At 72.8% G+C, this 22027-nt stretch carries 19 protein-coding genes and 1 pseudogene; 4 read left to right on the forward strand and 16 right to left on the reverse strand.

Features of this window, described 5'->3' with window-relative positions:
• Positions 1–3: 3 nt before the first annotated feature.
• Positions 4–612: a TetR/AcrR family transcriptional regulator gene (locus QOL88_RS33495; protein WP_097221980.1), complete on the forward strand. Its 609-nt coding sequence runs from the start codon at positions 4–6 to the stop codon at positions 610–612.
• A gap of 159 nt (positions 613–771) precedes the next feature.
• Here the strand turns inward: QOL88_RS33495 and QOL88_RS33500 are convergent, their stop codons facing one another.
• The 4 genes and pseudogenes from QOL88_RS33500 to QOL88_RS33515 all read right to left on the reverse strand — a co-directional run bounded on the left by QOL88_RS33500 (position 772) and on the right by QOL88_RS33515 (position 4736).
• Positions 772–1878, reverse strand: a complete 1107-nt coding sequence (locus tag QOL88_RS33500) for a hypothetical protein (protein WP_373559358.1) — start codon at positions 1876–1878, stop codon at positions 772–774.
• A 210-nt stretch (positions 1879–2088) separates the two neighbouring features.
• Positions 2089–2205: pseudogene (locus QOL88_RS33505) on the reverse strand (DUF2510 domain-containing protein); the annotation flags it as partial.
• A 53-nt stretch (positions 2206–2258) separates the two neighbouring features.
• Positions 2259–3413, reverse strand: a complete 1155-nt coding sequence (locus tag QOL88_RS33510; RefSeq protein WP_097221982.1) for an anhydro-N-acetylmuramic acid kinase — start codon at positions 3411–3413, stop codon at positions 2259–2261.
• A gap of 18 nt (positions 3414–3431) precedes the next feature.
• On the reverse strand, positions 3432–4736 hold the full coding sequence (locus QOL88_RS33515) for an MFS transporter (RefSeq protein WP_097221983.1): 1305 nt from the start codon (positions 4734–4736) through the stop codon (positions 3432–3434).
• Positions 4737–4916: 180 nt separating this feature from the next.
• Here QOL88_RS33515 and QOL88_RS33520 point away from each other — a divergent pair, with 180 nt between their 5' ends.
• Positions 4917–7601, forward strand: coding sequence for an ATP-binding protein (locus QOL88_RS33520; RefSeq protein ID WP_097221984.1), 2685 nt, complete (start codon positions 4917–4919; stop codon positions 7599–7601).
• A 67-nt stretch (positions 7602–7668) separates the two neighbouring features.
• Here QOL88_RS33520 and pcaDC read toward each other — a convergent pair whose 3' ends face one another.
• The 7 genes from pcaDC to QOL88_RS33555 all read right to left on the reverse strand — a co-directional run bounded on the left by pcaDC (position 7669) and on the right by QOL88_RS33555 (position 14174).
• Positions 7669–8787, reverse strand: a complete 1119-nt coding sequence (gene pcaDC / locus QOL88_RS33525; RefSeq protein WP_097221985.1) for a bifunctional 3-oxoadipate enol-lactonase/4-carboxymuconolactone decarboxylase PcaDC — start codon at positions 8785–8787, stop codon at positions 7669–7671.
• Positions 8784–10079 (reverse strand): 3-carboxy-cis,cis-muconate cycloisomerase, encoded by a 1296-nt coding sequence (gene pcaB / locus QOL88_RS33530; RefSeq protein WP_097221986.1) that lies wholly within the window; start codon positions 10077–10079, stop codon positions 8784–8786. Before pcaB ends, pcaDC begins: the two co-directional genes overlap by 4 nt.
• Positions 10076–10681, reverse strand: coding sequence for a protocatechuate 3,4-dioxygenase subunit alpha (pcaG, locus tag QOL88_RS33535; RefSeq protein WP_097221987.1), 606 nt, complete (start codon positions 10679–10681; stop codon positions 10076–10078). The genes pcaB and pcaG overlap by 4 nt, the downstream gene beginning before the upstream one ends.
• A gap of 5 nt (positions 10682–10686) precedes the next feature.
• The gene (pcaH, locus tag QOL88_RS33540) at positions 10687–11460 is read right to left on the reverse strand and encodes a protocatechuate 3,4-dioxygenase subunit beta (RefSeq protein ID WP_097221988.1); all 774 of its coding nucleotides are present in this window, start codon (positions 11458–11460) and stop codon (positions 10687–10689) included.
• 115 nt (positions 11461–11575) lie between these two features.
• Entirely contained in the window at positions 11576–12778 is a 1203-nt protein-coding gene (locus QOL88_RS33545; protein ID WP_097221989.1) for a thiolase family protein, read from the reverse strand.
• The gene (locus QOL88_RS33550; RefSeq protein ID WP_097221990.1) at positions 12775–13419 is read right to left on the reverse strand and encodes a CoA transferase subunit B; all 645 of its coding nucleotides are present in this window, start codon (positions 13417–13419) and stop codon (positions 12775–12777) included. The genes QOL88_RS33545 and QOL88_RS33550 overlap by 4 nt, the downstream gene beginning before the upstream one ends.
• Complete coding sequence (locus tag QOL88_RS33555; RefSeq protein WP_097221991.1) at positions 13419–14174, reverse strand: CoA transferase subunit A; 756 nt, start codon at positions 14172–14174, stop codon at positions 13419–13421. The genes QOL88_RS33550 and QOL88_RS33555 overlap by 1 nt, the downstream gene beginning before the upstream one ends.
• A gap of 206 nt (positions 14175–14380) precedes the next feature.
• Here QOL88_RS33555 and QOL88_RS33560 point away from each other — a divergent pair, with 206 nt between their 5' ends.
• Positions 14381–14845 carry a MarR family winged helix-turn-helix transcriptional regulator gene (locus QOL88_RS33560; RefSeq protein WP_097221992.1) on the forward strand — a complete coding sequence of 155 codons (465 nt, stop codon included), beginning with the start codon at positions 14381–14383 and terminating at the stop codon, positions 14843–14845.
• A gap of 49 nt (positions 14846–14894) precedes the next feature.
• On the opposite strand, the gene QOL88_RS33565 is transcribed toward QOL88_RS33560, so the two are convergent.
• Positions 14895–15908 carry a DUF3048 domain-containing protein gene (locus QOL88_RS33565; protein ID WP_441349298.1) on the reverse strand — a complete coding sequence of 338 codons (1014 nt, stop codon included), beginning with the start codon at positions 15906–15908 and terminating at the stop codon, positions 14895–14897.
• Positions 15909–16081: 173 nt separating this feature from the next.
• Between QOL88_RS33565 and QOL88_RS33570 the strand changes: the two genes are divergently transcribed.
• On the forward strand, positions 16082–17272 hold the full coding sequence (locus QOL88_RS33570) for a zinc-dependent alcohol dehydrogenase (RefSeq protein WP_097221993.1): 1191 nt from the start codon (positions 16082–16084) through the stop codon (positions 17270–17272).
• A 226-nt stretch (positions 17273–17498) separates the two neighbouring features.
• Here QOL88_RS33570 and QOL88_RS33575 read toward each other — a convergent pair whose 3' ends face one another.
• Genes QOL88_RS33575 through QOL88_RS33590 form a run of 4 tightly spaced genes read right to left on the reverse strand, consistent with a single transcriptional unit; the run spans position 17499 to position 22008 of the window.
• A complete protein-coding gene (locus tag QOL88_RS33575; RefSeq protein ID WP_097221994.1) occupies positions 17499–18923 on the reverse strand; it encodes a GH1 family beta-glucosidase in 1425 nt (474 codons plus the stop codon).
• Between the two features lie 15 nt (positions 18924–18938).
• Entirely contained in the window at positions 18939–19778 is an 840-nt protein-coding gene (locus QOL88_RS33580) for a carbohydrate ABC transporter permease (RefSeq protein ID WP_097221995.1), read from the reverse strand.
• Between the two features lie 6 nt (positions 19779–19784).
• On the reverse strand, positions 19785–20744 hold the full coding sequence (locus QOL88_RS33585; protein WP_097221996.1) for a carbohydrate ABC transporter permease: 960 nt from the start codon (positions 20742–20744) through the stop codon (positions 19785–19787).
• Between the two features lie 10 nt (positions 20745–20754).
• Entirely contained in the window at positions 20755–22008 is a 1254-nt protein-coding gene (locus QOL88_RS33590) for a sugar ABC transporter substrate-binding protein (protein ID WP_097221997.1), read from the reverse strand.
• Positions 22009–22027: the final 19 nt, after the last annotated feature.

A 22027-nucleotide genomic window follows, 5' to 3' on the forward strand; every position in this document is an offset into this window, starting at 1 on the left:
CCCATGACGTCGCAGGCTGCGGACCGGCCCGAGCCGGTCGGTGTCACGCGCCGCTCCAAGATCACGCCCGAGCGTGAGCAGGAGTTCTACGACGCCGTGCTGGAGCAGCTGAGGGAGTGCGGCTACGACTCCGTCACCATGGAGGGGATCGCCGCCAGCACCCGGTGCAGCAAGTCCACGCTCTACCGCCAGTGGAAGACCAAGCCCCAGCTCGTGGCGGCGGCGCTGCGCTCGCACCGGCGGTCGCGCTGTATCGACACCGGCTCGCTCGCGGACGACCTGCGCGAGGCGGCCCGGGCGGCGGGAGAGCTGTCGGGCCGGGACACCAAGCTCCTCCAGGCGCTCGTGCATGCGGCCCCTCAGGACCCGGAGTTGCAGCGCGCCCTGCGCGAGGCGCTGGTCGAGCCGGAGATCGCCGCGCTGAAGGAAATCATCCGCCGGGGCGTCGAGCGGGAAGAAGTGCCCGCCGACCATCCTGCGCTGGAGTACATCCCGGCGCAGATGTTCGGTGTCCTGCGCATCCGGCCCGTCCTGGAGGGCCAGTACGCCGACCCGGACTACCTGGTCCGCTTCGTGGAGGCCGCCGTGCTCCCGGCACTGGGCCTGACCTGAGACCCGGGCCGCCGTCCGCCGGATGACCGGACGGTGACCCGACCGCGCCGACCCGTGGGGACGGGGGCGGCGCGCACCCCCCGGCCGGGTGGGGTTCCCCTGTGAGCGGCAGGGGCGCCCCACCCGGCCGACCGGTGTCCGCGGGGCGCCCGCTGGGGGTCAGATGTCCTGGCCGTTGCCGCTGCCCGTCGACACCTTGATGCCCTGGGCGATGTCGTCGAGCACGGTCTCCTTCTGGTCCGCGTCGACGCCGAACCGCACGACCACCATCTGCTTCGCGTTGGCGGGGGAGGGGAACGCGAGCGACTCCACGATGCCGTCGGCGCCCTTGCTCGTGACGGCCTTCCAGCGGACCAGGTAGCCCTTCTGCCCGGCCACGGTCACGGCCTTGGAGTCCAGCACGTCGTGGGAGGTGATCCCGCCGTACGACTTGCCGCCGTAGGACTCCTCGGCGTTCTTCGCGATGTCCGCCTTCGCGATCTCCTCGGCGGTGGCGCCCTTGGTGCCGAGCAGCAGGGCCGGTGCCGAGTAGGCGCCGCCCTTCGTGCAGGTCGATGAGGTGTCGCCGGGGCACTTGTAGGAGTCGTCGGACGTCACCTGGGCGCCGGCGTTGGCCTGCTGGCCGTACCAGCCCTTCGGGATCGGCAGGCTGATCCCGCTGACCGGATCGGTCACCGACCCGCTCCTGATCTTCGGTGGCTCGGACTGCTCGGGCCGTGGACTCTGCCCACCGGAGCCGCCGTCGCCGCCGGACCCGCCCGATCCTCCGGAGCCGCCGGACCCGCCCGATCCTCCGGAACCGCCGGACCCACCCGATCCGCCTGGCCCGCCCGTGCCACCGGGCGCACCCGGCCCGCCAGGTCCCTGCGAGGTGGGCGAGCCGCCACCGCCGCCGTCCGTCAGCGCGTACACGCCGACGCCGATACTGGCGAGGACGACCACGGCCGCGGCGACGGCGGCGCCCATGCGAAGCCGCCGCCCCTTTCCGCCCTCGGGCGCGGCGGGATGGGCGGGGTAGGCGGGATACCCGGCGGCCCCCGGGTACGCACCACTGCCGGGCTGCCCCCCGGCCCCCGACTGCCCGACGGCACCTGGATACGCGGCGGACCCGGAGCCCCAGGCACCCGCGGGCTGCCCGGCCCCGCTGAGCTGCCCTGCGGATCCCGGGCCTCCTGCGGATCCCGGGCCCCCTGCGGACCCCGGACCTCCGGCGGACCCCGGAACCCCGGCGGCCCCCGGCCCCCCGCCCTCGGCCGACTGCCCGATTCCCGCCGCCTCGGCGGCACTCGGCTGTCCGGTTCCCGGTATCTCGCTCCTGGCCCGCTCGCCCGCTCCCGGCGCTCCGGTCCCGGTCGGCTCACCGGCCGTGGCCGGGCGGTCCGCCGGTGGCGTCGAAGTCCCGGCAGGGGGCGTTTGATCCGTCGGTGAGGGGCCGGCGGACGCCGGCCCCGTCGGGGGACCCCAGGTCGCGGGCGGCTGCGCCGGGCGGATGCGGTCCGTCCAGGCCTTGCCGTCCCACCAGCGCTCGGTGGCGGGCCCGTCACTTGTCTGTCCGGGATCGGCGTACCACCCGGGAGGAGTCTCCTGCGTCATGCCCCCACCGTATGAGGCGTCGGTGAAAGAGGCATGAGAGGAGTCGGAACCGGCTATTCCAGGAGCAGCCGCGCCGGCTGCCGAACCGCCCGCGGCGGAAGCCGCAGCCCCTCCCGGCCCGGGGTCACCGACCCCAGCACACTCGGGTGACGAGCCCCCGTGCTCGCCGGGTCCGTGCCCGGCAGGCCGTGCAGGGTCAAAAACCCCAGCACCGCGAAGGCGTACGCCTCCTTGGCGTCGGACGGCAGACCCAGATCGTCGGAGGTGCGCAGGGCCACGCCCCGCAGCGCATCCGCGAGCATCGCCATCAGCACCGGGTTGCGCGTCCCGCCGCCCGAGGCCACCACCTCCGTCGCACCCACCGACCCCACGGCGTCCGCCACGGTCCGGGCCGTGAGCATCGTGAGCGTCGCGACGACGTCCTCGGCCGGCAGCGTCCCGAACCCGGCCAGCGCGTCCCGCAGATGACCGAGGTGGAACAGCTCCTTGCCCGTCGTCTTCGGCGCGGGCAGCGCGTAGTACGGCTCCTGGAGGAACCGGTCCAGCAACGGCCCGTGCACCCGGCCCCGCGCGGCCAGCACCCCGTCCGTGTCGTAGGCCAGCGCCCCGCCGCTGAACCCCCGGGCCGCCGCGTCGATCAGTGCGCAGCCCGGCCCGGTGTCGTAGGCCGTCCCGTCGGGCGCGGTGAGGTTGGCGATCCCGCCGATGTTGAGGGCGACGGGCCTGCCCGGCCTGCCGCGCAGCCACAGCAGGTCGACCAGGCTGACCAGCGGCGCGCCCTGCCCGCCGGCGGCGATGTCACGCGGCCGGAAGTCGGCGACCACGGGCAGCCCGGTCGCCTCGGCGATCCACGCCGGCTGCCCCAGCTGGAGCGTGCCGTGGACCTCGGCGCCGGCGACCCAGTGGTAGACGGTCTGCCCGTGCGAGGCGACCAACTCCGCCCGTCCCTCGCACAGTTCGCGGTCGGCCCGGACGGCCGTCGCCGCGAAGGCCTGCCCGATCCGGGTGTCCAGCCGGCACACCTCGCCCAGTGTGGTGGTCCCCGGCGGCAGCGCGGCGGCCAGCGCCTCGCGCACTTCTTCGCCGTACGGTTCGCTCACGCTGCCGAGCGGCTTCAGCACCAGGCTGTCGCCGACGAGGCCCAGCTCGGCCGCCGCCGCGTCGATCGCGTCGTACGACGTGCCCGACATGAGACCGATCACCCGCATCCGATCACCCGCATCCGCTCAACCCGCCCTCTCCACCCCCGCTTTCGGTACCCCGGCCCGCCGCGCGGACGGCAGCGTGAGAAGCGCCGGCACGCTCACCGCACACGCCGCGGCCGCATAGTACGCGGGGACGTCCACGCTGCCCGTCCGCTCGATCGTCTCCGTGATGATGAGCCCGGCACACCCCGAGAACACCGCATTGGACAGCGCGTAGGCGAGTCCCAGGCCCGTGCAGCGGACCCGGGTCGGGAACATCTCCGACAGCATCGCGGGCCCCGGCCCCGCCATCAGCCCCACCACCGCACCCGCGCCGCACAACGCCACGCCCTTCACGGTGTTCGAAACGCCGGGTTGCTGCAGAAGGTTGAGCAGCGGCACCGCGAGGACCACCACCAGCACCGCCCCCGACACCATCACCGCCCGCCGTCCGAGCCGGTCGCTGAGCAGCCCCGCCGGCACGATCGTCGCCGCGAAACCGAGATTGGCCAACACGGTCGCCATCAGGGCCTGCTGGAACGTCGCGCCCAGCGAGCTCTGCAGATACGACGGCAGCACGACGAGGAACGTGTACCCCGCCGCGGCCCAGCCCATGATCCGCCCCGCGCCCAGCACGACGGCCCGGACCACCTCGCGCGGCGGAGGCGTCTCCTCGGACCGCCCCGCCACGAACGCCGGCGTCTCGTCCAGCCGCAGCCTCAGCCACAACGCGCCCAGCCCCAGGGGCAACGTCAGCAGGAACGGCAGCCGCCATCCCCACGCGCCCAGCTGCTCCGCCGTCAGCACGGTGGCGAGCAGCGCCGCCGCCCCCGCACCGGCCAGCAGGCCCAGCGCCACCGTGAACGACTGCAACGACCCGTACAGCCCACGCCGGCCCGGCGGCGCGAACTCCGTCATCACCGACACCGCCCCGCCGAACTCCCCACCCGCCGACAGCCCTTGGAGCACCCGCAGGAACGTCAGCAGCCAGGGCGCCAGGGCACCAGCCTGCGCGTACGTCGGCAGCGCGCCGATCAGCGTCGTCGCCACGGTCATCAGCGTGATCACGAGGACCAGCACCGGACGCCGCCCGATCCGGTCGCCGAGTCGGCCGAAAAGCGCCGCGCCGACGGGTCGGAAGAAGAACGCGAGCGCGAAGGACGCGTACGTCTTCACCAGGGCCTCGGCCTCGCTGCCGCCCTCCGGCGTGAAGAACCGCGCCGCGATGATCGTCGCGAAGTAGCCGTAGACGCCGAACTCGTACCACTCGATGAGATTGCCCACCGACCCCGCGACCAGCGCCCGGCGGCCGTGTCGTGTCTCCCGTTGCTGCTGAATGGACGTCACCTCCCGTGTCTTTGCGCGCTGTTGACCCGAACGCGGCTGGTGGCGTGCCCGTCGCGTCGCCCGGCTGCACGCGGTGTCACCCGTCACGGCAAGAGGTGCCCCGACCACCCTCCACTCAGGCAATCGGACGGCTACGCTCGACGTCTGTACGTCGTTCGGGCGACTTGGGGAGGTAGCGGGATGACGGAGGTACGGCCCACGGCCGCCGCCTCGGCTTCCCTGTGGGAGCGCGACGAGGAGGTCGCTGCCGTCACGCGGGCGGTCGACAGCCTGTGCACGGACCGATCCTCGTCCGGCGCACTGCTGGTCTTCCGCGGCGAGGCAGGACTCGGCAAGACCGCGCTGCTGGCCGAAACCCGCCGCATCGCGGAGGCCCGCGGCTGCACGGTCTGGTCGGCGCGGGGCGGCGAGACCCTCAGGTCCGTCCCCTTCAACGTGGTACGGCAGTTGCTGCAGCCGGCCCTGGTGTCGATGCTGCCGGAGGAGGCCCGCGAGTACCTCGGCGACTGGTACGACATCGCCGGCCCCGCCCTCGGCATAGCGGAACCCGGCGACCGGCGGGCCGACCCGCAGGGCGTGTGCGACGGCCTGGTCGCGGCCGTGCGCCGGCTCGCCCGCCGGGACTGGCCACTGGTGCTGCTGATCGACGACGCCCACTGGGCGGACCAGGAGACCCTGCACTGGCTCGCGGGGCTCGCCGAGCGCCTCGACGAGATGTCCGTCCTGGTCGTCGTCGCCCGCCGCTGCGAGGAGGTCTCCGGCCCGAGCGCCCGCCACCTCGACACCGTCGCCGCCGCGGCCGACGGCCCCGTCACGACCCTGAGCGCCCTCACCCCGGACGCCACGGCCGGGCTCACCCGCGCCACCCTGGGCCGGCACGCCGACGCCGCGTTCTGCCGCGAGGTCTGGGCCGTCACCGCCGGCAACCCCTACGAGACCGTCGAACTCCTCGCCAAGGTGCAGGACAGCGAGCTCGACCCGGTCGAGGCCCGGGCCGGCGAACTGCGCGAGCTGAACCGCTCGGCCCGCGGCGGCGGCCTCGTCGCCCGCCTGGAGGAACTCGGCATCGACGCCACCCGGTTCGCCTGGGCCGCCGCCATCCTCGGCACCGGCATCTCCGTCGGCCTGGTAGCCAAGCTCGCCACCCTGCGCCCGGACGACGCCCGCCGCTGCGCCGAACTGCTGCGCACCGCCCGCATCCTCACCGCGCCCGACCCCGCGACCGGCCGCAGCACCGACGGCGACCTGGAGTTCGTCCACCCGCTGATCGCGACCGCCGTCTACAACTCCATCCCCGACGCCCTGCGCACCGCCATGCACGGCATCGCCGCCCGGATCGTCTCCGACGAGGGACACGGCGCCGCGGCCGCCGCCCGCCACCTCCTGGAGGTCCACCCGGACGACGACGAGGAACTCGTCGGGCAGCTGCGCGAGGCCGCCCGCGAGCACCTCGCCGTGGGCGCCCCGGACGCCGCCCGCCGCTGCCTGGAGCGCGCCCTGAAGGAACCGCCCCGGCCCGACTCCCACCCGCACGTGCTCTACGAACTCGCCGGGGCCACCTTCCTCACCGCGCCGGCCCGCACCATCGGCCATCTGCGGACCGCCCTCGGCATGCCCGGCCTCGACGGCGACCAGCGGGTGGACGCCGTCTTCCGGCTCTCCCAGGCGCTCCTGCACAACGACCAGCTGGAGGAGGCCGTCCGCACGGTCGAGGCGGAGGCCGCCCGGCTCCGGTCCGGACCCGCCCGGATGCGGCTCCAGGCCGTGCACTTCATGTGGGAGGGCCTGCACGCCGGCGAGGCCACCTCACCCGACCGCTCCCAGCGGCTCGCCGACCTCGCGAGCACCTGCACCGGCCGGGACAACTCCGAACGCGCCCTGCTCATCCTGCGCGGCTTCGACGCCCTGATGCACGGCGAGAACGCCGAGGAGGTCGCCGAACTGTGCGACCGCGCCCTCGTCAACGGCCGGCTGGCCCCCGGACTCGGCTGGACCGACACCGAGTGGGGCATCGAACTGCTGCTGATGCTGGCCAACGCCTACTGCTTCACCGACCGCCTCGACCGCGCCGAGACCCTCTACAACGAAGCGCTGCGCGCCTACGAGACGGCCGGCTGGAGCGGCGGCCACCTCGCCCTGGCCCACGCCTACGTCGGGATCGGCCACCGCAGGCGGGGCCGGCTGAAGGAGGCCGAGGCGTCCCTGCGCGAGGCACTGCGCCTCGCCGAGCGCGTCGGCCGCGGCCTGCCCCTGTACTGGTCGGCGACCTGCAGCCTGGTGGACACCCTGCTGGCCCGCGGCCATGTCGAGCAGGCCTGGGACGTCGCCGAACGGCACGGCTTCGCCCCGCCCTACCCGTCCACCATCGTCCTGCCGGATCCCCGCTCGGTGCGCGGGCGGCTGCTGCTGGCCGTCGGCCGCACCAAGGACGGCATCAACGAACTGGAGGCGGCGGAGAAGGCCGCGGCGGCCCGGGGGCACCACAACCCCGTGCTCGTCCCCTGGGCGGCCGACCTCGCCCGTGCCCTCAGCGCCGAGGACCCGGCCCGGGCCGCCCGGCTCGCCGTCGACGTCCGCCGCCAGGCGGAGCGCTTCGGCACGGACACCGCGATAGGGGAGGCCCTGCGCTGCGCCGCCGACCTGGAGACCGGGCAGCGCGCGGTCCGGCTCTACGCCCAGGCCGTCACCTACCTGGAGGCCTCGCCCTGTCAGTACGAGTACGCGGCGGCCCGCATCGAGTTCGGCGTCGCCGCCCGCTCGCTGAGCGACCTCCATCGCGGCCTGGACCTGGCGGTCTCGTGCGGGGCCGACGGACTGGCGGAGCGGGCGCGGGCGGCGCTCACGTCCGGCGTCGGACCGGCGTAGTCCGGGGGCGCGGTCAGGCGCGCGCGGTCATGTCCGCGGTCAGGCGTGCGCAGTCAGGTGCGCGCAGTCATGAGGTGCCGTCCTCCTCGGCCAGCACCCGCTGAGCCGTCGCGAACGCCGAGTTCGCCGCCGGTACCCCGCAGTACACCGCCGTCTGGAGCAGCACCGCGCCGATCTCCTCCGGGGTGAGACCGTTGCGGCGGGCCGCGCGGACGTGCATGGCCAGTTCGTCGTAGTGGCCGTGCGCGACCAGCGCGGTGAGCGTGATCATGCTGCGCTCGCGGCGTGACAGGGTCGGGTCGGTCCAGATCTCACCCCAGGCGTAGCGCGAGATGAAGTCCTGGAAGCGGGCCGTGAACGGTGTCTGCCGGGCCTGCGCCCGGTCGACATGCGCGTCGCCGAGCACCTCCCGCCGTACGGCCATGCCCCGCGGGGCCCCTGGGCCGAGGTGGGCGCGCAGGGCGGTCAGCACCGCCTCCGGGCACTGCGCGGGCGCCAGATGGGAGGCGCCCGGCAGTTCCACGAGCGTCGCGCGCGGCACGGCGTCGGCGATCTCCCGCAGATGCGAAGGGGGCGTCGCCGGGTCCTCGCGGCCGGCGACCAGCAGGGTCGGCACGGCGATCTCCGTGAGCCGGTCCCGCAGATCGAACGCGGCGAGCGCGTCACAGCAGGCGGCGTACGCCTCCGGGTCGGCGTCCCGATGGTCGCGGACCAGGCGCGGCACGGTGAAGTCACCGGCGAACCAGCGCGCGTCGGCGTTCTCCGCCAGCCCGGCGAGCCCCTCCCGCCGCACCAGCGCGGCCCGCTCCTCCCAGGGCCCAAAACCGTTGAAGTGCGCCGACGAACAGATCACGGCGAGCGACGACAGCCGCTCGGGACGGTGCGTCGCGAGATGCAGCCCGACGGCCCCGCCCAGGGACACGCCCGCGTACGCGAACCGCTCGATGCCGAGCGAGTCGGCGAGCGCCAGCACCAGCCCCGCGAGGTCACCGACCGTCGCGCCCGCTTCGATGAGACCGGCCGCCGAACCGCCGTGCCCCGGCAGGTCCCAGCGCACCACCCGGTGGCTGATCGACAGCTCGGGCGCCACCTCGTCCCACAGGGCGTACGACGTGCCGAGCGACGGGCCGAGCAGCAGCGGGGGAGCGGAGACGGGCCCTTCGGCGTGGTGGTTCAGGAGGGTCAACGTCGCTCCAGAGCACGGTCGGTGAGGGCCCCGGCGGAGCCCGTGTAATGGGTGGGGTCAAGGTCCACGTCCGTCAACTCCGGTGCCTCCGCGAGGGGTTTCCCGGCGGAGGCCAGCCGGGTGAGGAGTTCCTTGGCGCGAGCGCGGCCCAGCACCGGGGCCAGCTCGGCGGACAGCCGCTCGGAGACGATCAGCCCGTGCGTGAGATCCAGGTGTGCGCGCATCGCCCCGGGCCTGACCCGCAGTCCCTCCGCCAGTTCGGCGGCGTCCCGGGCGGCCCCGCCGACCAGGCGCAGGAGGTCGCGCAGCGGCTCCCACTCGGCGTGCCAGGCCCCGGCCGGGCGTTCGTCCTCGGCGGCCATGGATCCGTACAGTGTGGCCGCGAGCTGCGGTGCCCGCCGCGCGGCGGAGGCGATCAGGGTGGACCGTACGGGATTGGACTTGTGCGGCATGGCGGACGACCCGCCGCCACTGCCCTCGGCGACCTCGGCGATCTCGGTGCGCGACAGGGTCAGGACGTCCACGGCGAGCTTGCCGAGCGCGCCGGCCGCGAAGGCCAGGCACCCGGCGAGATCACCCATCGGCGTCCGCAGGGTGTGCCAGGGCAGATCGGGCGCACGGAGGCCGAGTTCGCGGGCGTAGATCTCCGGCAGCCCGGCCGGGTCGCTCGCGCCGTACGCCCCGAAGGCCGCCAGCGTCCCCGCCGCACCGCCCAGTTGGGCCGGCAACGACTCCCGCACGGCCCGCACCCGGTCCCGTGCGTCGAGCACCAGCGACCGCCATCCGGCCGCCTTCAGGCCGAACGTGGTCGGTACGGCGTGCTGGGTGAGGGTCCGCCCGGGCATCGCCGTGTCACGGTGCTCGGCGGCCAGCCGGGACAGGGCCTGCTCGGTACGGCCGAGGTCGGCGAGGACCGGGTCGAGGGTCCGCGCGGCGACCAGCATCATCGCCGTGTCCATGATGTCCTGGCTGGTCGCGCCCCGGTGGACGTAGGGGCCGTAGGCGTCGCCCACGGCCTTCGTCAGATCGGCGACCAGGGGGATGACGGGGTTGCCGCCCGCGCGCGCCCGCTCGGCGAGGGAGCGTACGTCGAAGACGCCGGCGTCGGCCGCCCCGGTCACCGCCGTCGCCGCCTCGGCCGGGGCGAGGCCCGCGGCGGCCTGGGCCCGGGTCAGCGCGGCCTCCGCGTCGAGCATCGCCCGCAGGAACGCGTCGTCCCGGGTGGCGGAGGCGGCCGCGGAGTCGGACCACCCGGGGGCGAGCAGGCCGGTGTCGCCGGGGTGAGCTGTCACTGGAACTCCAGGAAGACCGTTTCGCCTTCGCCCTGAAGGCGGATGTCGAAACGGTACGTGCCGTCCCCCTCCTCGGCGGCGATCAGCGTGTCGCGGCGAGCGTCCTCCAGCCCGGACAGCAGCGGATCGGCGGCGAGCGCCGTCGCGTCGCCCGGCAGGTAGATCCGGGTGTACAGGTGCACGAGCAGCCCGCGTGCGAAGACGCACACGCTGAGGTACGGGGCGCTGCGCCCCCGGGCGCCGGGCCGCAGCGTCCGCGCGTACCAGTGGCCGTTCGCGTCGGTCTGGATGCGTCCCCAGCCGGTGAACTCCACGCCGTTGCGCCCGAGGAAGCCGCCCGAGGCCGGGTCGCGCCGCATCGAGCCGTCGGCGGTCGGGATGGTGCCGTCGGGGTCCGGGCCCCACAGTTCGATCAGGGCGTCCGGCAGCGGGTCGCCCTCGCCGTCGGTGACGTAGCCGTGCACGGTGACGGTGTCGGGGTGCCCGAGGGGTGCGATGTCCTCGCCGCCGCGGAAGGGCAGGGCGTGGCCGTAGAACGGGCCTACGGTGTGCGAGGGGGTGGGCAGCACGCTGTCCGGACGGCTGGTGTCGATCTTCGTCATGGCTGTCAGCGCCCTTCTTCGATCCAGGTGGCCCGCGGGCCGTCCAGCACGATGTCCCAGTGGTAGCCCATCGAGAACTCGGGCACCGACAGGCTGTGGTCGTACGTCGCGACCAGCCGCTGCCGGGCCGCGTCGTCCGTCACGGACTGGATGATCGGGTCGTAGGGGAACAGCGGGTCGCTCGGGAAGTACATCTGCGTCACGAGCCGCTGGGTGAACGCCGAGCCGAAGAGCGAGAAGTGGATGTGCGCCGGCCGCCAGGCGTTGACGTGCTGGCGCCACGGGTACGGGCCCGGCTGGACGGTGGTGAAGCGGTAGTGGCCGTCGGCGTCGGTGAGGGTGCGGCCCACGCCGGTGAAGTTGGGGTCGAGCGGGGCGTCGTGCTGCTCGCGCTGGTGGGCGTAGCGGCCCGCCGAGTTGGCCTGCCAGATCTCCACGAGCTGACCGCGCACCGGCCGTCCGTCGCGGTCCAGCAGCCGTCCGGAGACGGTGATGCGCTCACCGATCGGCTCGCCCTCGTGCTGTCGGGTGAGGTCGTTGTCGATCTCGGTGATGTCCCGCTCCCCGAAGGCGGGGGAGGACAGCTCCACCAGCTCCGGGTCCTTGGCGACGTCGATGGTGACCGGTGGCTGTTTGGGGTGCCGGAGCAGCGAGGACCGGTACGGCGCGTAGTCGCGCCGCGGCTGGTGCTCGACGGGCCCGCCGTCGGCGAGGTGCTTCTCGTACGCGGCGTGCTTGGCCGCGATCTCCTGGTCGATGTCGTGCTGGGTGAGAGTCATGGGGGTCCCTGAGGTTCTTGAGGATCGTGCCCCGTCAGGGGCGCGGGCCGGATCGATATGCGGCTCCGCCGCGCGGGCGCGACCAGCCACGTGCGGCCCGCAGTCTTGAACGGCGCTAGCGCTCCAGGACAAGGGCAAGGCCTTGGCCCACGCCGATGCACAGAGTGGCGACACCGACGCCACTGCCCCGCCGGGCCAGCTGATGGGCGACGGTCCCGGCCAGCCGGGCCCCGGACGCACCCAGCGGATGCCCCAGCGCGATCGCGCCACCCTGCGGATTGAGGATCGCGGGATCGAACGCGGGCCACTCGGCCACACACCCCAGCACCTGCGCGGCGAACGCCTCGTTCAGCTCCAGCACCGACAGGTCGTCGAACCCCCTGCCCGCCTTGGCCAGCGCCCGGTTGACCGCCTCCACGGGCGCCAGCCCGAAGTAGTGCGGGTCGGTCGCCGAGACACCCGTCGCCCGGACGCGGGCGAGCGGCTCGCGGCCCGTCGCCCTCAGCCCCTCCTCGTCGACGAGCAGCAGCGCCGCCGCACCGTCGTTCAGGGGCGAGGCGTTGCCCGCCGTCACCGTGCCGCCCTCCGTGCGGAAGGACGGCTTCAGCTTGGCCATCGCCGCCAGGGAGGCGTCCGGCCGCACGCACTCGTCGGCGGCGAAGACCACCGGCTCGCCCTTGCGCTGCGGGATCGCCACGGACGTCAGCTCGCCGTCGAACAGGCCCTCGGACTGCGCCCGGGCCGCCTTCTCGTGGCTGCGCAGGGCGAACTCGTCCTGCTGCTCCCGGCCGATCTTGTGCTTGTCCGCGATGAGTTCGGCCGACTCGCCCAGCGGGATCGTCCACTGCGGCTCCATCCGCGGGTTGACCATCCGCCAGCCGAGCGTCGTCGAGTACAGCTCGGTGTGCCCGGCCGGGAAGGGCTTGTCGCTCTTCGGCAGCACGTACGGCGCCCGCGTCATGGACTCGACACCACCGGCCAGCACGACGGACGCGTCGCCGAGCGCGATGGCCCGGGCCGCCTGGATCACGGCCTCCAGGCCGGACGCGCACAGCCGGTTGACCGTCACGCCCGGCACGGACGTGGGCAGACCGGCGAGCAGCGCGGCCATCCGGCCGACGTTGCGGTTCTCCTCACCGGCCCCGTTCGCGTTGCCGACGTACACGTCCTCGACCCGGGCCGGGTCCAGCTCCGGCGTACGGCCGAGGAGTTCGCGGACGGCGTGCGCGGCCAGGTCGTCGGGGCGCACGCTCGCGAGGGCGCCGTTGTAGCGGCCGATCGGCGTGCGGACCGCGTCGACGATGTAGACGTCCTTCACTTCAGGCCCTCCGGCACGGTCAGTTCGGCGTCGGTCCTGGCGACGATCTCGCCGGCGGTCACACCCGGCGCGGTCTCGACCAGGACGAGCCCGTCGTCGGTGACGTCGAGGACGCCGAGGTCGGTGATGATCCGGTTCACGCACCCCTTGCCGGTCAGCGGCAGGGCGCACTCGGCGAGGATCTTCGGCGAGCCGTCCTTGGCGGTGTGCGTCATGACGACGACGACCGTGCGGGCGCCGTGCACCAGGTCCATCGCCCCGCCGATGCCGGTGATCAGTTTGCCGGGGACGGCCCAGTTGGCCAGGTCGCCCCGCTCGGACACCTGCATGGCACCGAGCACGGCCACGTCGATGTGCCCGCCCCGGATCATCGAGAACGACAGCGCCGAGTCGAAGAAGGACGCGCCGGGCAGGACCGTCACCGTCTCCTTCCCGGCGTTGATCAGATCCGGGTCGACGGCGTTCTCGGTGGGGTAGGGGCCGGTGCCCAGGATGCCGTTCTCCGATTCGAGGACGACCTCGACGCCCTCGGGGAGGTGGTTCGGGATGAGCGTGGGCAGGCCGATGCCGAGATTGACGTACTGGCCGTCCCGCAGCTCCCGCGCCGCCCGTGCGGCCATCTCCTCGCGCGTCCAGGCCATCAGGACCTCACCGTCCGCTGCTCGATCTTCTTGTCCGCCGCCTGCTGAGGGGTGAGCGCGAGCACCCGCTGCACGAAGATGCCCGGCAGGTGCACCGCGTCCGGGTCGATCTCGCCGGGCTCCACCAGCTCCTCCACCTCGGCGATCGCGACCCGCCCGGCCATCGCGGCCAGCGGGTTGAAGTTCCGGGAGGACTTGTTGAAGACCAGGTTGCCGTGCCGGTCGCCCTTCCAGGCCCGGACCAGGGCGAAGTCGGTGCGGATGCCCCGCTCCAGCACGTACTCGGTGCCGTCGAAGTCCCGGACCTCCTTGGGCGGCGAGGCGAGGGCGACCCCGCCCGCACCGTCGTAGCGCCAGGGCAGTCCGCCGTCGGCGACCTGGGTGCCGACGCCGGCCGGGGTGTAGAAGGCGGGGATCCCGGCGCCGCCGGCCCGCAGCCGCTCCGCCAGCGTGCCCTGCGGGATCAGCTCGACCTCCAGCTCCCCGGCCAGGTACTGCCGGGCGAACTCCTTGTTGGCGCCGATGTAGGAACCCGTGACCCGGGCGATCCGGCCGGCGGCCAGCAGCACCGCCAGGCCCGACTCCATCGCCCCGCAGTTGTTGGAGACCACCGACAGCCCGGCCACGCCGCGCTCGTACAGCGCCTCGATCAGCACGTTCGGCACACCGCTCAGCCCGAAACCGCCCACCGCGAGCGACGCGCCGTCGGGTACGTCGGCCACCGCCTCCAGGGCTGTGGCGACCACCTTGTCCATCCGAGAAGCCCCATCTCTTCCGAGCGACCCGACCAAATTAATCAGGGCACTGAGTATTTCAGCAAGCTGTCTCTCACGCTGCCATCGGGGCGGTGGGGCGTCAAGACTCTGGCAGACAGGCCTGTGATCCTTTGCGAAGGCGGCAGACAGTACCCGACGGGTTGAGTATTGTTCAGTGCACCGACGAAAACGACCGAGGGGTGCACATGGCGGCCGCGGACCTCACCACCCACCCCGGGCACCTGGCCCGGCGGCTCCAGCAGGCGCACTACCTGCTGTGGAACGCGATGGTCTCCGAGGAGATCACCTCGCCCCAGTTCGCCGTCCTCAACACCCTCGTCGCCGAGCCCGGCCTGGACCAGCGCACGGTGGGGGAGCGGGTGGGGCTCGACCGGTCCACCATCGCCGAGGTGATCAGCCGGCTCAGCAGGCGGGGCTTGCTCGACAAGGTCCGCGATCCCCAGGACGGGCGCCGCTCCCTGTTGCACCTCACGGACGAGGGGGCCCGTACGCATCGCAAGCTGACCGTGCGCACCGCCCGGATGAACCAGGTCTTCCTCGCCCCGCTGACCGCCGACGAGCGGACGGTCTTCTTCGACCTCATCCGGCGGGTCGCGGACGCCGCCGAGGGGCTCCGCAATCCGGAGGAGCCCCTGGTGGCGCCCCACTGACGGACGCCGCCCGGGTGGGCCGGGCGGCGTCCGGCGGAAGGCGGGCCGGTCAGGGCGTTTTGGCGAACACCACCCACACCTGGCCCCTCGCGAAGTTCACCGGCGTGCCGTCCCCGGTGGTGAACGTCGTGCCGTCCGCCGCCTTCTCCCGCTTCCAGTGCACGTCCCAGGCCCGCCCGTCGCGCAGCACCGTCGCCTTCCCCGAGCCGACCGTCTCGGTGTACGGCGTGTTGTTGCCGAGGAAGTCCCGGAAGGCGGACTCGCGCACCTTCACGTACTGCACGACGACCGTCGCGGCCGCCATCCGCTCGCCGTCGGCCGTCGTCGCGGGCGTGCCGTCCATGCCGACCAGCCAGCGGTCGCGGGAGTCCGACCAGGTGAAGGCGAAACCGGCCGCCGGGTAGCGCACCGTCCGGGACGCCGTCGCCGTGCCGCCCGCGGGTGCCGCCCCGTAGTGGAATCCGGTGGTCAGGGCGGCCTTCCCCGGGGCCTCGGGCACGATCCGCTCGGGCCGCAGGTAGAGGTTGTGCGGGGCGGGCTTGCCGGAGCCGCGGAAGAAGGCGTCGGCGGCGTTGCCCGGTGTCTCCGCCCGCAGCGGCGCCTTGTCGATCAGCGGCAGGAGCTTCTTCTGCGCGCCGGAGAAGGCCAGCGTGGGCCGGTCGAACTGGCGCAGCAGTTCCAGGTCCGACTCGCGTGCGCTGCGCACCGGCCCGACGGTCTTCGGCAGCCGGGTCGCGTACACGGCCATCAGCCGGCTCAGCCCGCCCTCGACCTGCTCCGCGTAGACGACGTCCGCGGCGTCGACGCCCGTGTGCGGGCGGGCCGGGGCGGCGTTGTCGATCTTTACGACGAGAGGGGCGGGGCCCCTCGCCGAGGGCGATTCCCCCTGTCCCGACTCCTTCGGTGATCCCCGTCCGTCGTCGCCCGGGCCGCCGCCACCGGTCGTGCAGCCCACCGCCAGCGCGGCCGTCACCGTGGCGGCCAGCAGCGCCGCCGTCGTCGTGGCGCGCCGTCCGCGCGCCCCTCGTCCCATGCCCACCGTCGCCACCGCGCCTCTTGTCATCGATCTGTCTTGATTGTGCGCTTATCTGAACATCGATGGCCACAGGCGACCGTTCTTGACGAGGAAGTGTCTCCGCCGCGTCCGTCGATCGGCGCAAGGTTCAGCGTGGGGCGTCCGGGTACCCGGACGGCGCCGAACGACCGACGCGCACGCTACGGAGGGAGCGCGAGGCGATGAGGGCAGTGACCTGGCAGGGCAAGCGGGACGTGCGGGTGGAGAACGTGCCCGATCCGAGGATCCAGGAGCCGACGGACGCGGTCATCCGCATCACCTCCACCGGGCTGTGCGGGTCCGACCTGCACTTGTACGAAGTGCTCACCCCGTTCATGACGCCGGGCGACATCCTCGGCCATGAACCCATGGGCATCGTCGAGGAGGTCGGCGCCGGAGTCCCGGACCTCCAGGTGGGCGACCGGGTCGTGGTGCCGTTCCAGATCGCCTGCGGCAACTGCTGGATGTGCCTCACCGGCCTTCCCACCCAGTGCGAGACCACCCAGGTCCAGGGCGAGGGCATGGGCGCCGCCCTGTTCGGCTACACCCGCCTGTACGGCGCGGTGCCCGGCGCCCAGGCCGAGTACCTGCGCGTTCCGCAGGCGCAGTTCGGCCCGATCAAGGTCCCCGAGGGCCCGCCCGACGACCGCTTCGTCTACCTCTCCGACGTCCTGCCCACCGCCTGGCAGGCCGTCGCCTACGCCGATGTCCCGAAGGGCGGCAGCGTCGCCGTGCTCGGTCTCGGCCCCATCGGCGACATGGCCTGCCGCGTCGCCCAGGTGCAGGGCGCCGGCCGGGTGTTCGGCGTCGACCTGGTCCCGGAGCGGCTGCGCCGGGCGAAGGCGCGGGGCGTGGAGACCTTCGACCTGAGGTCCTTCGACGACGAGAAGGAACTCGTCGCCGCGATCCAGGACCGGACCGACGGCCGTGGACCCGACGCCGTGATCGACGCCGTCGGCACCGAGGCCCACGGCAGCGCGGCCGCGCGCATGGTGCAGAACGCCGCGGCGATCCTGCCCCGCAAGATCGGCGCCCCCATCGCCGAGCGCTTCAGCGTCGACCGCCTCGCCGCGCTCTACACCGCCATCGACCTGGTGCGCCGCGGCGGCACCATCTCGCTGTCCGGCGTCTACGGCGGCATGGCGGACCCGCTCCCGCTGCTCACCCTGTTCGACAAGCAGATCCAGATGCGGATGGGCCAGGCCAACGTCCGCCGCTGGAGCGACGACATCATCCCGTACCTGACCGACGAGGACCCCCTCGGCGTGGACGACTTCGCCACCCACCGGGTGCCGCTGTCCGAGGCCCCGCACGCGTACGAGATGTTCCAGCGCAAGCAGGACGGCGCGGTCAAGGTCCTCATGCAGCCGTGAGGGCCGGCGGGCGCTGCTCTCTGCTACTCGTAGCGTCGGGCGGAAGCGGGGATGGAAACCTCGCCCTCCACCCGCCCGCGCCCCCGCCCACGGGCGGGTGGAGCAGGCGCAGAACCCTCAGTCGAAAGGACGCATGGGTAACCGGTCCTCGACCTGGACGTCGGCGGCCCCGCGGCGTACGCCGCCTGGACGCCTTCGCGCATCAGCCGGTAGCCGTCGGTGAACGTCATCGGGTGTCCTCATCAGGGGTGGTGCGGGCCCGGTGGGCGGCGATCAGCCGCCGGTACCAGCGGTAGCTGTCCTTGGGTGTGCGTACTTGTGTGTCGTAGTCGACCCGGACGATGCCGAAGCGCTGGCCATAGCCACGGGCCCACTCGAAGTTGTCCAACAGCGACCACACGTAGTAGCCACGCACGTCGACGCCCGCGCGCAGGGCGGCGGCGAGCGCGTCCAGATGGCTGCGGAGGTAGTCGACCCGCTCCACGTCGCGGACCCGGCCGTCGGCGTCGACGGCGTCCGCCTCCGCCGAGCCGTTCTCGGTGATCAGGAGCGGTGGCAGCGTGGGATAGCGCTCGGCGAGGTCCAGCAGCAGATCCGTGAAACTGTGCGGGACGACGGGCCAGCCCATGGTGGTGTGGCGGACATCGTCGCGCCAGGTCTCCTCGGCCCGGACGTCGACCGCCGTGCGGGTGGCCGGGGTGGCGTCCCGGTACGGGGCGTCGCGGACGGTGATCGGGCGGTAGTAGTTGACGCCGACGAAGTCGAGCGGCGCGCCGATGAGGCCGAGGTCGCCGTCGAGCCGGTACTGGCCGTCGCCGGAGGGCAGCAACTCGCCCCACGTCTCGGCTTCGTGCTCCGGGTAGCGCCCGGCGAACAGCGGCTCGAACCACACGTCGTTGTGGAGCGTCTCGACGCGGCGTACGGCGGCCAGGTCGGCGGGGGAGTGCGTGGCCGGCAGCAGCCGGTCGGGGTTGAGCGTGATCCCGACCTCCCGTGCACCCGCCGCGCGCAGCGCGTGCACGGCCAGCCCGTGGCCGACGAGCAGATGGTGCGCCGCGGCGAGCGCGCCGCGGCCCTCGCGGGCGCCGGGGGCGTGGGCGCCCGCCGCGTAGCCGACGAAGGCGCTGCAGAAGGGCTCGTTGAGCGTGATCCAGCGGTCCACCCGGTCGCCGAGCCGGGCGGCGACCGTCCCGGCGTACTCGGCGAACCGCTCCGCCGTCTCCCGTACCCGCCAGCCGCCCCGGTCCTCCAGGGCCTGGGGGAGGTCCCAGTGGTAGAGGGTGGCGGCGGGGGAGATGCCGGAGGCCAGCAGCTCGTCCACGAGCCGGTCGTAGAAGCCGAGCCCGGCCGCGTTGGCCGGGCCGGAACCGGTCGGCTGGACACGCGGCCAGGCGATGGAGAAGCGGTAGCTGTCCACGCCCAGCTCGCGCAGCAGCGCGATGTCCTCGCGGTAGCGGTGGTAGTGGTCGCAGGCGACGTCACCGGTGGCGCCGTCCGCGACGCGCCCGGGCTCGCGGCAGAAGGTGTCCCAGATGGACGGGCCTCTGCCGTCCTCGTCGTACGCACCCTCGATCTGGTAACTGGCCGTGGCGGCACCGAAGAAGAAGCCGGCGGGGAACTCGGGGAACTCGACGGACTCGGAGTGACTCACAGGAGAGGAACCGCCCTACTTGACCGACCCGCCGGTGATCCCGGCGGCGATGTACTTCTGGGCGACGACGAGCAGGACCGCTGCCGGTACGGCGGAGAGCACCGCGGTCGCCATCACCGCGCCCCAGTCGCTGACATGCGCGCCGACGAACTGGTAGATGCCGAGTGTGACGGGCTTGACGTCGTCCGTGGTGTTGAGGGTGAGCGCGAACATGAAGTCCGACCACGCGAAGAGGAAGGTGAACAGTCCCGCGGTGATCAGGGCGTTGCGGCTCATGGGCAGCACGATCCGGACGAACGCGGTGAGGCGGTTCGCCCCGTCCACCATCGCGGCTTCGACGACCTCGCTCGGGATCGACACCATGAACGCCCGCAGCAGTACGACCGCGAACGGCAGGCCGAGCGAGGCGTCCGCCAGGATCAGCCCCAGGTAGGAGTTGACGAGGTCGAGCTGTGCATAGGCGCTGTAGAGGGCGTTGGCGATGACGATGCCCGGAACCATCTGCGTGATGAGCGTGGCGAAGACGATGCTCTGCCCGCCGCGTAGTCCGAACTGGGCGAGCCCGTACGCGGCGGGCGCGGCGAACGCGAGGCAGACGACGACGGCGCCGAGTGCCACGACGAGGCTGGTGAGCAGCGAACCGCCCTGGGTGCTGAGCGCCGTGTCGAAGTTCTTCAGGGACGGCGGGACGGGGAACCACTCGGTGGCGGCGATGCTCGACTCGGGCTGGAGAGCGGTGTTGAGCATCCAGTACACGGGGAAGAGCAGCACGGCGAGGATCAGCAGCGCGGCGGCGGTGTTCCACACCGAGCGAACGCGCAGAAGGCTCGCCGGTCGTTTCAGCGGTCGGTTCATCGACGGTCACTTCCCCTTGCCGAAGTCGGCGCGGTCGGCCCGCAGGTACAGCACGGCGAAGACCGCGCTGATGAGGATCAGGACATTGCCCACCACGGCCCCCTGGCCGAAGTCGAGCCGAAGGAAGGAGAGCTGGTACGTGACGGTGCCCAGGGTCTGTGTGGAGTCCGCGGGCCCGCCCGAAGTCAGTGCCAGGATCAGGTCGAGGATCTTCACCGTCGACATGAAGCCCAGTACGAGTACGACGGTGATCACCGGGCGCAGCATCGGCAGCGTGATGCTGCGGAACGTCCGCCATGGGCCGCAACCGTCGAGCGAGGCGGCCTCGTGCAGGTCGCGCGGTATTTCCTGGAGGCCGCCGTAGAGGATGACCATGTTGAACGGGATGCCGATCCAGATGTTGACCAGGACCGCCGACAGCAGTGCCACGCCGGGGCTGCTCAGCCACGGCACGCCGTCCTGAGGAACCAGGCCGACCGCGTGGAGGGCGGTGTTCAGCATGCCGTGGTCCTGGTCGAGGATGCGCCGCCAGACGACGGCGGAGACGACCATGGGCACGAGCCACGGCAGCAGCAGGACGGCGCGCACGAAGCCGGAGAGCCGGAAGCGCCGGGAGAAGAAGACCGCGAGGGCCAGGCCGACAGTGAACTGGCCGAGCAGCGAGCCGACGGTGAACAGGGCCGTGTGCCACAGGGCGTCGGTGAACAGCTCGTCGGCGAAGACGGCCCGCCAGTTGTCGAGGCCGTTGAACGGGGCTTCGCCGGTGAAGTACGTCTTCGGCGTGTAGTGCTGGAAGCTCATCACGACGTTGCGGATGAGCGGGTAGCCGAAGAAGAGCGCCATGTAGGCGAGCGCGGGAGCGACGAAGAGCCAGCGCAGCAGCCCGCGGCGCAGCGGAGCGCGGCCGGCGGCGGACTTCGTTGCGGCGGTGCCCGTGGCGGGAGCCGGAGAGCTGATGGTCGTCATGGCCGGTTCCTCACTTCCCCGCCGAAGCCTGCTGCTGGGCCCGGTGCAGAGCCTGTTTCGGACTGGTCCGGCCCGTCAGCACGGACTGGAACGCGCCCGCGAGGGCGTCGCCGACGGCCGGCCAGCCGGTGCCGACCTTCGCGGTACGGGATCGGGCGGTGGTGACGAGCTCGGCGAAGGCGGCGAGCTTCGGGTTGTGCTTCGCGTACGCCTGGGCGGCCTGGGCGCGGGTGGGCACGTTGTTGACCGACTCACCCCACTGGAGCTGGTTCTTCTCGGAGTTGAGGCAGTTCAGGACCTTGCCTGCGTTCTTCTCGCGGGCCGGGTCCTCGTCGTTCTTCGGTACCGCCATGACGGTGCCGCCGATGGGCGGCACCGCCGGCTTGCCCGCCTCGGGCACCGGAATGCTCGCGACCGCCCAGTCCACGTTCTTCTGGGCGCTGAGGACCGGCACCTGCCACGGCCCGTTGACCATCATGGCGGCGCGGCCCGCGACGAACTGGTCGTTGACGTCCTGCTGGTTCCAGGTGACGACGGACCTGGAGGCGGAGCCGTCCGCGACCAGGTCCTTCCAGAGCCGGAGCGCGGCCTCGCCCTTGCCGTTGTCGATCTCGGTCTCGTCGCCGCCCGCGGACCAGAAGAACGGAAGGAACTGGTAGACGCCGTCCGCGTTCGGGCTCGCGCTGAAGGCCATCCCGTACGTGTCGCCCGCGGTCAGCTTCTTCGCGGCGGCCCGTAACTCCGCCCAGGTGGTGGGCGGGGCGATGCCCGCGTCCTTGAGGAGCTCGGTGTTGTAGATCAGCGCGAGGGAGTTGACGGAACGGGCGATGCCGTACTGGGTGGCGTCGTACGAGCCGAGGGACTTCGCGCTCGCGGAGAGGCCGGAGGTGTCGACCCCGACCTCGTCGAGCGGCCGCAGCCCCTCGGTCTGAGCGAACTGGGGCAGCTCCGAGCCGTCGAGCTCCAGGATGTCGGTGAGCGAGTCGGACGACGCCATCCGCAGCGCCTTGGAGGCGATCTGGTCGGCGGGCACGCTGATCTGCTCGACCTTCAAACCGAGCGGCCTGCCACAACGGTCGAAGAACCGCTGGTTGGCGGTGTGCTCGGCGGTGTCGGTCGCCGAGTTCAGCACGGTGACGGTGCCCGGGTCGGGCTGCGCGGCACAGCCGGTCAGCCCTGGCGCGACGAGGGCACAGGCAAGAGTGGCGGCGAGCCCGGGAACGCGTCCGCGTCTTGTTCTGATAGGTCCTGCTGACAAAGGCAAGGCGGTCCTCCGTTACATG

Origin of the sequence: Streptomyces sp. Ag82_O1-12 (genome assembly GCF_900182715.1) — a bacterium.
Taxonomy (GTDB): Bacteria; Actinomycetota; Actinomycetes; order Streptomycetales; family Streptomycetaceae; genus Streptomyces; species Streptomyces massasporeus.

Coding starts and splice junctions, on each gene's coding strand:
- QOL88_RS33510 (WP_097221982.1), bottom strand. CDS start 3,413: ATGCGGGTGATCGGTCTCATGTCGGGCACGTCGTACGACGCGATCGAC.
- QOL88_RS33550 (WP_097221990.1), bottom strand. CDS start 13,419: ATGGCCTGGACGCGCGAGGAGATGGCCGCACGGGCGGCGCGGGAGCTG.
- QOL88_RS33585 (WP_097221996.1), bottom strand. CDS start 20,744: ATGACGACCATCAGCTCTCCGGCTCCCGCCACGGGCACCGCCGCAACG.
- QOL88_RS33520 (WP_097221984.1), top strand. CDS start 4,917: ATGACGGAGGTACGGCCCACGGCCGCCGCCTCGGCTTCCCTGTGGGAG.
- QOL88_RS33555 (WP_097221991.1), bottom strand. CDS start 14,174: ATGGACAAGGTGGTCGCCACAGCCCTGGAGGCGGTGGCCGACGTACCC.
- QOL88_RS33580 (WP_097221995.1), bottom strand. CDS start 19,778: ATGAACCGACCGCTGAAACGACCGGCGAGCCTTCTGCGCGTTCGCTCG.
- QOL88_RS33560 (WP_097221992.1), top strand. CDS start 14,381: ATGGCGGCCGCGGACCTCACCACCCACCCCGGGCACCTGGCCCGGCGG.
- pcaG (WP_097221987.1), bottom strand. CDS start 10,681: ATGACGAAGATCGACACCAGCCGTCCGGACAGCGTGCTGCCCACCCCC.
- pcaH (WP_097221988.1), bottom strand. CDS start 11,460: ATGACTCTCACCCAGCACGACATCGACCAGGAGATCGCGGCCAAGCAC.
- QOL88_RS33570 (WP_097221993.1), top strand. CDS start 16,082: ATGAGGGCAGTGACCTGGCAGGGCAAGCGGGACGTGCGGGTGGAGAAC.
- QOL88_RS33495 (WP_097221980.1), top strand. CDS start 4: ATGACGTCGCAGGCTGCGGACCGGCCCGAGCCGGTCGGTGTCACGCGC.
- QOL88_RS33565 (WP_441349298.1), bottom strand. CDS start 15,908: ATGACAAGAGGCGCGGTGGCGACGGTGGGCATGGGACGAGGGGCGCGC.